Source organism: Sphingomonas sanguinis NBRC 13937 (genome assembly GCF_001591005.1).
In the GTDB taxonomy this organism is placed as follows: Bacteria; Pseudomonadota; Alphaproteobacteria; order Sphingomonadales; family Sphingomonadaceae; genus Sphingomonas; species Sphingomonas sanguinis.
Map to the genome: position 1 here is coordinate 1 of NZ_BCTY01000079.1, position 10,246 is coordinate 10,246.

Sequence of the window (10,246 nt, forward strand, 5' to 3'; positions counted from 1 at the left end):
CGCCCTAAGCGACCCCGCCCGTGGCAACCCCTCACCCCGGCCCTCTCCCCCGAGGGGAGAGGGAGGCAGAAGGACGAAGATGGCGAGCCTCAAGGCCCTCAAGATCCGGATCAACTCGGTCAAGTCGACCCAGAAGATCACCAAGGCGATGAAGATGGTCGCCGCCGCCAAGCTGCGCCGGGCGCAGGACGCGGCGCAGAACGGCCGTCCCTATGCCGAGCGTCTCGAAGCGGTGATGGCCGGTATGGCCGCGCGCGTCGGTGGCGTCGGCGCGTCGCCGCTGCTGGCGGGCACCGGCAAGGACGATGTCCAGTTGCTGGTCGTCGCCACCTCGGAGCGTGGTCTGGCGGGTGCGTTCAACACCAACATCGTCCGCGCCGCGCGCCGCAAGGCCGAAGAGCTGACCGCGCAGGGCAAGACGGTGAAGTTCTACATCGCGGGCAAGAAGGGGCGCGTGCTGAAGCGCTTCTTCCCGAACGCGATCCTCGCCGACCACGACATGAGCGCGATCAAGGCGCCCAAGTTTGACGACGCCCGCACCATCGCCGACGACCTGATCGCGCGGTTCGAGCGTGGCGAGTTCGACGTGGCGCACCTGTTCTACTCGAAGTTCGTCTCGGCGCTGGTGCAGGACCCCGTCTCGCAGCAGCTGATCCCTGTGCCGATGCCCGCGCCCAGCAAGGGTGAAGCATCGATCGAGGCGGTCGCCGAGTTCGAGCCGAGCGAGGAAGACATTCTCGACGCGCTTCTGCCGCGCAACGTCGCGGTGCAGATCTTCCGCGCGCTGCTGGAAAACCAGGCCGGATTCTACGGTTCGCAGATGAACGCGATGGACAATGCCACGCGCAACGCGGGTGACATGATCCGTCGTCTGTCGATCCAGTATAACCGCACGCGTCAGGCGGCGATCACCACCGAGCTGGTCGAAATCATCTCGGGCGCCGAGGCGCTCTGATGCGTCTGGCGCTCCTTCTGGGCCTGACGGTCGCTCTGGCCGGATGCGGCCAGGCGTCCGACCAGCCGAAGGACGCGCCCAAGGCTTCGCCGACGCCGTTCGTGACGGGCGGCTGGGCGACCGTGTTCGGCCATGCGCCCGAGACGGTCAGCCTGCTCGACCGGATGGGCTTTCGCATGAGCGGTTACGCGCCCGTCCAGGGCCAGTACCGCGCGATCGCGCAGGCCACGCCGATGGCCGATCCGTCGGTGACGCCGGTCAACATGGCCAACCTGATCGTCGAGGGCGATGCGCAGACGCTGAACACGCTTCGCTTCTCGCTCGACCTCGTCAATCTCGACACCAGCCCGTTCGCCAAGACGCAGTTCATCCGCTGGGTCACCAAGCCGATGGATCAGCTGGGTCTGGACGGCAAGGATGCGGTCACGGCCGCGATCCAAAATGAAAGCGCCACCACCGGCCACCTGACCGGCGCCGATTACCGTGTTACCCGTGACAAGATCGACGGTGGCCGCCGTCTGGTCGTAACCTTTACCCGCCCCGAAGCCCGCCCCGAAGCGATTTCGGGCTCTACCGAACCAAGGAAGCAATGATGGCAACCGCCGCTGAGGACATCCGGCCGACCACGGCCACCAACAATGTCGGCACGATCGCCCAGGTCATCGGCGCGGTCGTCGACGTTCACTTCCCCGATCACCTGCCCGCGATTCTGTCGGCGCTGGAGACGGACAATAACGGCACCCGTCTGGTGCTCGAAGTCGCGCAGCATCTGGGTGAGAACACCGTCCGCACGATCGCGATGGACACGACCGAGGGTCTGACCCGCGGCCAGACCGTGACCGACACCGGCGCGCAGATCCGCGTGCCCGTCGGCCCCGCGACGCTCGGCCGCATCCTGAACGTGGTCGGCGAGCCGATCGACGAGCGCGGCCCGGTCGCCACCGACCTGCGCGCGCCGATCCACGCCAAGGCGCCCGAGTTCATCGAGCAGTCGACCGAGAGCGCGATCCTGGTCACCGGCATCAAGGTCATCGACCTTCTCGCCCCCTACGCCAAGGGCGGCAAGATCGGCCTGTTCGGCGGCGCGGGCGTCGGCAAGACGGTTCTGATTCAGGAACTGATCAACAACATCGCCAAGGGTCATGGTGGCACCTCGGTGTTCGCGGGCGTCGGTGAGCGGACCCGCGAGGGCAACGACCTGTATCACGAATTCCTCGACGCGGGCGTGATCGCCAAGGACGCCGAGGGCAACGCGATCAGCGAGGGTTCGAAGGTCGCGCTGGTTTATGGCCAGATGAACGAGCCGCCGGGCGCCCGCGCCCGCGTCGCGCTGTCGGGTCTGACCATCGCGGAATATTTCCGCGACCAGGAAGGCCAGGACGTGCTGTTCTTCGTCGACAACATCTTCCGCTTCACCCAGGCGGGCGCGGAAGTGTCGGCGCTGCTGGGCCGCATTCCGTCGGCCGTGGGCTATCAGCCGACCCTGTCGACCGATATGGGCGCGCTGCAGGAGCGCATCACCTCGACGAACAAGGGTTCGATCACTTCGGTGCAGGCCGTGTACGTGCCCGCCGACGACTTGACCGATCCGGCGCCGGCCACCTCGTTCGCCCACTTGGACGCGACGACCGTGCTCAACCGCGCCATCTCGGAGCTGGGCATCTACCCGGCCGTCGATCCGCTCGACTCGACCAGCCGCGTGCTGGAACCGCGCATCGTCGGCCAGGAGCATTATGAGACGGCCCGTGCGGTCCAGTCGCTGCTCCAGCGCTACAAGGCGCTGCAGGACATCATCGCGATCCTGGGCATGGACGAGCTGTCCGAAGAGGACAAGCTGACCGTCCAGCGCGCCCGCAAGATCCAGCGCTTCCTGTCGCAGCCCTTCCACGTCGCGGAAGTCTTCACCGGCATCTCGGGCAAGTTCGTCCAGATCGAAGACACGATCCGTTCGTTCAAGGCGGTGGTTGACGGTGAATATGACCATCTGCCGGAAGCGGCCTTCTACATGGTCGGCGGCATCGACGAAGCCGTCGCCAAGGCCGAGAAGATGGCGCAGGACGCCTGATGTCCGCGCCGCGCCGCGAGGACGCGGTCAACGATGTCTGTCCCTGGTCGGGTAAGCCGATCAGCGACGATGGGTTGACGGTCTATCGCGGCGCGGTGGTCGGCTTCTGCAATCCTGGTTGCCGGGACAAGTTCGACGCGGCCATCGCCGCGTTCGACCGCGCGATTGAAACGAGACCCTGACATGCTGCACTTCGAACTCGTGACCCCCGAAAAGCTCCTCCGCTCGGAGGAGGTGCATATGGTGGTCGTCCCCGGCACCGAGGGCGATTTCGGCGTGCTGGAGGGCCATGCGCCCTTCATGTCGACCATCCGCGACGGAGCGATCCAGGTCTACCGCACCGACAAGGGCGAGCCGGAAGCGATCCAGATCCGCGGTGGCTTTGCCGAGGTGGGGTCGAAGGGCCTGACCGTGCTGGCGGAGCATGCGGGGTAAGGCTTTTCCTTGCCTGGGTTTTGAAACGGTCGTGGCGAAAGCTGCGGCCGTTTTGGTTTGTGGGGTTGGCGTGGGGGCGTGGCCTTCGACTGCGCTCAGGCTGAACGGAGCATGGGAGAGCTGGCTTATCCCGACCGCCGTTCAGCCTGAGCGCAGTCGAACGCCAAGGGAAACGCTTAGCCCCAAGCACGCCCCTCCCGCAGGCGGGAGGGGATGGGGGAGGGAAAGCCGCGAGTGATGGACTCGGTGAGACACCATACCCTCCCCCGACCCCTCCCGCCTGCGGGAGGGGAGAAGAAGGGGGGCGTCCTTGGCGGTGATCGGTGATGCCTACAAGAAGCTATACGGGTCCACATCCACCGCGACGCGCACCTTGGCCGACCATTCCAGTCCACCAAGCCATTCACGAATCACATCCTGTACTGCCAGCGCCCGCCGGGCATGGACCAGCAGCCGATAACGATGCCGCCCGCGCAGTATCGCCAGCGGCGCGGGCGCGGGGCCGAACACGTGCATGCCGTCCACCTTGGGCGCGGCACGGGCGATGGCGTTGGCGGTGGACTGGGCCGCGCCCTGATCTTCCGAGGAGACGATGATCGCGGCATAGCGGCCAAAGGGCGGCGCATCCGCATCGCGGCGCGCCTCGGTCTCGGCGGTGTAGAAGGCCTCTGCATCGCCCGTTACCAGCGCCTGCATCACCTGAGCCTTGGGACTGTGGGTCTGGATGAAGACATGGCCCGGCTTGGCCCCGCGCCCGGCGCGCCCCGACACCTGCCGGATCTGCTGGAAGGTCCGTTCCGCCGCGCGCAGGTCGCCGCCGTCCAGCCCGAGGTCGGCGTCGATCACCCCGACCAGGGTCAGGTTGGGGAAGTGATAGCCCTTGGTGATCAACTGGGTACCAACGACGATATCGATATCGCCTGCCTCCATCCGCCCGACGAACTCCGCCGCCTTGGCGGGGGACCAGATGGTGTCGGAGGTGACGACAGCGATCTTCGCTTCGGGAAACAGCGCCGTCGCCTCGTCCGCGATCCGCTCGACGCCGGGACCGCAGGCGACCAGCGTGTCCTCGCCGTCGCATTCCGGGCAGGCGCGCGGCGTCGGCAGGACATGGCCGCAATGGTGACAGGCCAGCCGCCGCACCAACCGGTGTTCGACCATCCAGGCGGTGCAGTTGGGGCATTGAAATCGATGCCCACAGGTCCGGCACAGGGTCAGCGGGGCATAGCCGCGCCGGTTGAGATAGAGCAGCGACTGTTCGCGCTTCTCCAGCACCTCCTTCATGGCCGCGACCAGCTTGGGCGCGATCCAGCGGCCGCGCTCGGGCGGGTTCTGGATCAGGTCGATCGCCTCGATCGTCGGCATCTGTGCGGGCCCGAAGCGGCCGGGCAGCTTCACCTCGGTATAGCGGCCCAGCGCGACCTGCTGCCGCGTCTCGATGGCGGGGGTGGCCGACGCGAGAATGACGGGGCACGGCTCGAACTTGCCGCGCATCACCGCGACGTCGCGGGCATGATAATGAACGCCGTCTTCCTGCTTGAAGCTGGTCTCATGCGCCTCGTCGACGACGATCAGGCCGAGATTGCGATAGGGCAGGAACAGCGCCGAGCGCGCGCCGACCGTCACCAGCCCCTGGCCGCTGGCAATGGCCCGCCAGGCGCGGCGTCGCTGCGACGAGCGCAGGCCCGAATGCCACGCCACCGGCTCACAGCCGAAACGGTCGTGGAACCGCTTGAGAAACGGCTCGGTCAGCGCGATTTCGGGGAGCAGGACCAGCACCTGTCGCCCCTCGGCGATCGCCTGTGCCACCGCCTCGAAATAGACTTCGGTCTTGCCCGATCCGGTCACGCCATCGAGCAGCACCGGTTGGAAACTGTGCGAGGTGACGCCCGCGACCAATATGTCCGCCGCCGCGCGCTGGTCCTCGGACAGGGCCGGGCGGTGATGGTCGGGGTCGGGTAGGGGGAAGGGGCTGTCGATATCGACCTCGACGCCCTCGATCGCGCCGTTCTTCACGAGCCCCCGGATCACCGCGTCGGAGACGTCCGCCATCGTCGCCAGTTCGCGGATCAGGCCCTGGCGGTCGCCGATCCGCTCCAGCGCCTGCGCCCGCTGTGGGGTAAGGCGGTCGGGGATATGGCCGGTCACGCGATACTCGGTGACGGTCCGCGCGCCCTCCAGCGCGGAGGTAGAGGATAGCGCCATCCGCACCACCGCGGCGGGCGGGGCGAGATAATAGTCGGCCGTCCACTCGATCAGCCGCCGCAGCGCATCGGGCAAGGGCGGCGCATCGGCCACGCCCAGCAGGGGGCGCAGGCGATTGTCGCCGACCTCGGCGTCCGAGGGCATCCGCTCCGGCTCCCACACCACGCCGAGCAGCTGGCGGGGACCGAGCGGCGCGACGACGATCGACCCCGGCTCGACCGTCATCCCGTGCGGCACACGATAGTCGAGGGGGCCGAGCGCGGAGTTCAGGACAAGGACGCGGGCGCGCGAAGACATGGACCCGCTATATGGGGCGGTATGGGCCGGAGGGAAGGGCCGGTGCCCGTGAGGGCATCAGCGGAACGGATTGTTCCGGGGCGCGGGCTTTTTGCCGTCGAACATGCGGAACAGCGTCCATTCCTCGACGATCTTCTTGCCGGGCAGATAGCACAGGCCGATTGCCCCGCCATCGGCCAGCTTAGCCGAAACGGATCGGCCGCCCATCGTCGCGCAGAAGGTCGAGGCGGGGTTGGCGATGGTCGCGGCGGTGGCGGGCATGGCGGTCGGTAGAATGACGGCCGCAGCACCGTGGGCGAAGATGGCGAAAGTCTTCATGCTGGCGATCTCCTTGGGAGGGATCGCGATAGGGTGGCGGGGGTGAATACCGGATGACGATCCAGCCCCCGGTCGCCGCTATCCCGCCTGTCGCCGGTCGCCACGTCGGCGCTCGCCGACCCGGTCGCGCTTGGCGGCGTAGAGTCGGCTGTCGGCATGATGCATGAAATCGCGCACCGTCCCGCTTTCCGGGGGGCGCAGGGTGACGCAGACGGTGCCCGCGCAACTCATCGTCAGCCCGTCGATGGTGACCGAGATCGCCAGCAGCGCCTCGATCCGGGCCCGCAGCGACTCGGGTTCGGCGAGCAGGGCGGGATCGTGGACGATCACCCCGAATTCGTCCCCGCCCAGCCGCGCGACGAAGCTGTCCTTCAGCCAATCGGCGCGCAGCCGGTCGCCGACGATGCGCAGCACCTCGTCCCCCGCCAGATGCCCCATCGTGTCGTTGATCAGCTTGAACCCGTCGAGATCGATCAGCACCAGGCCGAGCGGCGCCGCATCCTCGATCGACCGGGCGATCGCCGCCTCCAGCGCGCGGTCATAGGCGGCGCGATTCGACAGCGCGGTCAGCGCATCGGTTTCTGCGTTGCGGCGCAGCTGGGTTTCCAGCGCATGGCGCTCGGTCACGTCCTGGAACAGTCCGACCAGCCCGTGCGGCTTGCCGTCCAGCATCTCGCGCTCGCCCATCACCCGGACGCGACGCTGACGGCCGAGCGCGGTCACGAAATCCAGTTCGATGTCGAACGGGTCGCCGGTGCGCACCGTATGATCGATCGTCGCGCGCAGGACGGCCCGCGCCTCGGGCGGATAATAGGACAGGCCCTGTTCGACCGTGAAGCTCCGGCCCGGCGGCAATTCGTGGATGCGATAGACGCCGTCCGACCAGCTCGCCTGTCCGGTCCCCAGGATGGTGTGCCACGATCCGATCATGGCCAGTCGCTCGACCTTGCGCACCGTCCGGTCCTTGGCGCGCAGATCCTCCGCCTGACGCTCGCTCAGCTCCGCCATGGCATTGGCGCGCCGGGCGATGGCGCGTGCGGCGATTAGCGCCTCGGCCAGCCGGGCGAGGTGGCGCAGCGTCTGCTCTCCCGCCGGGCTCAGCGAACGCGGCATGGCATCCATGACGCACAGCGAACCGATCGCCTGGGGCGCGCCGTCCAGGTCGGGCACGCGGATCGGCATACCGGCATAGAAGCGGGTATGCGCATCGCCGGTGACGAAGGGATTGACGGCGAAGCGTGGGTCCTCGGTCAGGTCGGGGACCATCATCAGGTCGGGCGACTGGATGGTCTTGTCGCAAAAGGCGACCTCGCGCGGCATCTGGCTGGGCAAGGGGCCGACGCCCGACTTGATCCAGAAACGGTCGCGATCGGCCAGGGTCAGCGCCGCGACCGGACAGCCCAGCATATCGGCCGCGAGCGAGACGAGCGCGTCGAACTCCGCCTCCGGTTCGCTGTCGAGCAGGGCGTGGGCCTGCAGGGTGGCGAGGCGGCGTTCTTCATCGAACGGCGCTGGAACAAGAAAGGGAGCAGCCATCATGATCGACCCACCATAGCCCAAATCGTCCAGAAAATCTTGAGAATCTGCTGAAAAGTCCGTTGGTTATGAAACGGGTCGTCGGATGAAACGGGATGTTGGGCGATATTGCAGGACGCATGACGTATTTGTCACATTATGGTCACCCCGAGGTAGCCCGTCCGGGGGTAGCTCTTGGCCCACAGAGTTCAAAGAGCTCGGCGCCCGACACTCCCGGGGGTGCCGTCGGGGCCGGCGGAGAGCGCGCTTTCCGCCGGCCTTTTCGTGACGGTCGGGGGCCGGACGTGGAGCCCTTTGGACCGACGCAGACACTGTGAAAGTCGCCCTATGCCGGAGCAGACGAGCCGATGAGCCGCAAGATCCTGATCGTCGAAGATGACGCCTCCACCGCCGCCTATGTCGCCAAGGGCCTGGCCGAGGCGGGTTATGCCGTGGAACAATGCGGGGACGGTCGCGACGGCCTGTTCCTGGCGAGCGAGGGCATATTCGACCTGATCATCGCCGACCGGATGCTGCCGCGTCTCGACGGGCTGGCGATGGTCAGCGCGATCCGGGCGGCGGGCATCTCGACGCCGGTCCTCGTCCTGTCGGCGCTGGCTACGGTCGATGACCGGGTCGATGGGTTGAAGGCGGGCGCGGACGATTATCTGTGCAAGCCCTTCTCCTTCGCCGAACTGTCGGCGCGGATCGAGGCACTGGTCCGCCGTTCCGACCGGGCGGCATCCGAGCCGACCCGCACCAAGCTGTCGGTCGGTGACCTGGAGATCGACCTGCTGGCGCGCACCGTGACGCGGGCGGGCAAGATCATCCCGGTCGGCGCGCGTGAGTTCAACCTGCTGGAATTCCTGGCGCGCCATGCGGGCCAAGTCGTCACGCGCACGATGATGCTGGAGAAGATCTGGAATTACCATTTCGACCCGGGCTCCAACGTGGTCGACGTCCATATCGGGCGGCTGCGGCGCAAGCTGGAGGAAGGGTTCGGCACGCCGATCCTGCATACCGTGCGCGGCGCGGGTTACAGGCTGGCCGTCGAAGGGTGAAGCTCCGCCTGACGATCTCGGCGCGGATCGCGCTGCTGTCGATCGCGCTGGCGCTGGTGTCCAATCTGGCACTGGTCGGCTTCATCTGGAAGCAGACCAGTGCGGACGCGGTGGCGGCGCTCCACCGCGAGATCGTCGAACAGGCCGATGCGCTGCGGGCCGTGTGGCGCACGGGAGCGCTGCCTGCGCTGGCCGATGCGATCAAGGAAGCGCGCGAGCCCGGTGACGTGTCGCTGGTGCTGGCCATCTTCGATCCGCAGGGGCACCGGGTGGCGGGCTATGCGCCGCGTCATCTGGCGGTGCCGCTGGCCGATACGCCGTTCCGGGTCGCGGTGCTGGGCCGCGACGGCGTATGGGCCTCGCGCGAGGCGGGCTATACGCTTCACCCCATCGGTGGCGACTGGTTGCTGGTCGGGCGGCCGCTCGACCTGATCGAGGCGCAGCAGGTCGCGATCGAGCGGGCGCTGGCGCTGGCGGTGTTCCTGTCGCTGATGCTCGGGGTCGGCACCGGGCTGGTGCTGGCGCGCTATGTCGCGGGGCGGCTGAACACCATCGTTGCGGTGATCGACGCGGCGGGAGAGGGCGACCTGACGCGGCGCGTGTCGCAGGTGCGCGCGGGCGATGACGAAGGCGACGCCTTCGACCGGTTGGCCGAGCGACTGAACGCGATGCTGGGCAAGATCGAACAGTTGATGTCCGAACTGCGCGTCGTCACCGACAGCCTGGCGCACGACCTGCGCTCGCCGCTCGCCCGGCTGCGTACCAAGACCGAGCAGGCGGTGCTGATCGCCGACCCCGCGCAGCGCGAGGCGGCGCTGGGCGGGTTGCTGGTCGAAACCGACCTGATCATGCGCATGCTGACCATGGTGATCGAGATCAGCCGGTCCGAGTCGGTGACGCGCGACCGCTTCACCCTGGCCTCGCCGGTCGAACTGGTCGAGGAGATTGGCGAACTCTATGCGCCGGTCGCCGAGGATGCGGGGCTTCGCTTCCTGATCGAGGTCGAGGCGCGGCCCGCACCCTTGCCGTTGCACCGCGAACTGATGAGTCAGGCGCTGTCCAACCTGATTGACAACGCGCTGAAGCATGGTGCCTCGGGCGGGCAGGTGACCCTTCGGCTGAGTGACGGAGCGGAGGGCATCGTCTTTCAGGTCGAGGATCATGGCCCGGGTATCGCGGAGGCGGACCGCGCCCAGGCGCTGAAGCGGTTCGGCCGACTCGACACGGCGCGCACGACGCCGGGGGCGGGGCTGGGCATGGCCCTGATCGAGGCGGTGGCGCGGCTGCATGGCGGGCGATTCGAGCTGGGCGATAATGCGCCTGGTCTGATCGCGCGGTTGGTGGTTCCTTAAGCTATTCCTCCCCTGGAAGGGGAGGTGGCGCGCATCGCGCGTC

The 10,246-nt window shown here is 67.6% G+C and carries 10 protein-coding genes; 7 read left to right on the forward strand and 3 right to left on the reverse strand.

Translation table 11 applies throughout. The features are described 5' to 3' along the window. Window positions 1–79: 79 nt before the first annotated feature. The 5 genes from SSA01S_RS18065 to SSA01S_RS18085 are packed head-to-tail and all read left to right on the forward strand — an operon-like array spanning window position 80 to window position 3,455. Window positions 80–955, forward strand: a complete 876-nt coding sequence (locus SSA01S_RS18065; protein ID WP_061781510.1) for a F0F1 ATP synthase subunit gamma — start codon at window positions 80–82, stop codon at window positions 953–955. Continuing rightward, the gene (locus tag SSA01S_RS18070; protein ID WP_061781511.1) at window positions 955–1,548 is read left to right on the forward strand and encodes a hypothetical protein; all 594 of its coding nucleotides are present in this window, start codon (window positions 955–957) and stop codon (window positions 1,546–1,548) included. The genes SSA01S_RS18065 and SSA01S_RS18070 overlap by 1 nt, the downstream gene beginning before the upstream one ends. Next, a complete protein-coding gene (gene atpD / locus SSA01S_RS18075; RefSeq protein ID WP_058718240.1) occupies window positions 1,548–3,020 on the forward strand; it encodes a F0F1 ATP synthase subunit beta in 1,473 nt (490 codons plus the stop codon). The genes SSA01S_RS18070 and atpD overlap by 1 nt, the downstream gene beginning before the upstream one ends. Continuing rightward, on the forward strand, window positions 3,020–3,202 hold the full coding sequence (locus SSA01S_RS18080) for an eL24 family ribosomal protein (RefSeq protein WP_058718239.1): 183 nt from the start codon (window positions 3,020–3,022) through the stop codon (window positions 3,200–3,202). The genes atpD and SSA01S_RS18080 overlap by 1 nt, the downstream gene beginning before the upstream one ends. A gap of 1 nt (window position 3,203) precedes the next feature. Continuing rightward, on the forward strand, window positions 3,204–3,455 hold the full coding sequence (locus SSA01S_RS18085; RefSeq protein WP_061781512.1) for an ATP synthase F1 subunit epsilon: 252 nt from the start codon (window positions 3,204–3,206) through the stop codon (window positions 3,453–3,455). 330 nt (window positions 3,456–3,785) lie between these two features. Here the strand turns inward: SSA01S_RS18085 and SSA01S_RS18090 are convergent, their stop codons facing one another. The 3 genes from SSA01S_RS18090 to SSA01S_RS18100 form a co-directional block, all read right to left on the reverse strand. After that, window positions 3,786–5,957, reverse strand: coding sequence for a primosomal protein N' (locus SSA01S_RS18090; protein WP_061781513.1), 2,172 nt, complete (start codon window positions 5,955–5,957; stop codon window positions 3,786–3,788). A 57-nt stretch (window positions 5,958–6,014) separates the two neighbouring features. Next, the gene (locus tag SSA01S_RS18095; protein WP_082795181.1) at window positions 6,015–6,275 is read right to left on the reverse strand and encodes a DUF333 domain-containing protein; all 261 of its coding nucleotides are present in this window, start codon (window positions 6,273–6,275) and stop codon (window positions 6,015–6,017) included. Window positions 6,276–6,353: 78 nt separating this feature from the next. Then, a complete protein-coding gene (locus SSA01S_RS18100; protein ID WP_061781515.1) occupies window positions 6,354–7,814 on the reverse strand; it encodes a sensor domain-containing diguanylate cyclase in 1,461 nt (486 codons plus the stop codon). Between the two features lie 344 nt (window positions 7,815–8,158). Here SSA01S_RS18100 and SSA01S_RS18105 point away from each other — a divergent pair, with 344 nt between their 5' ends. Together SSA01S_RS18105 and SSA01S_RS18110 are read left to right on the forward strand one after the other, a co-directional pair. Continuing rightward, window positions 8,159–8,851 carry a response regulator transcription factor gene (locus SSA01S_RS18105; protein ID WP_058718063.1) on the forward strand — a complete coding sequence of 231 codons (693 nt, stop codon included), beginning with the start codon at window positions 8,159–8,161 and terminating at the stop codon, window positions 8,849–8,851. Next, window positions 8,848–10,203: a sensor histidine kinase gene (locus SSA01S_RS18110; RefSeq protein WP_061781514.1), complete on the forward strand. Its 1,356-nt coding sequence runs from the start codon at window positions 8,848–8,850 to the stop codon at window positions 10,201–10,203. The genes SSA01S_RS18105 and SSA01S_RS18110 overlap by 4 nt, the downstream gene beginning before the upstream one ends. The last annotated feature ends 43 nt before the right edge of the window (window positions 10,204–10,246 follow it).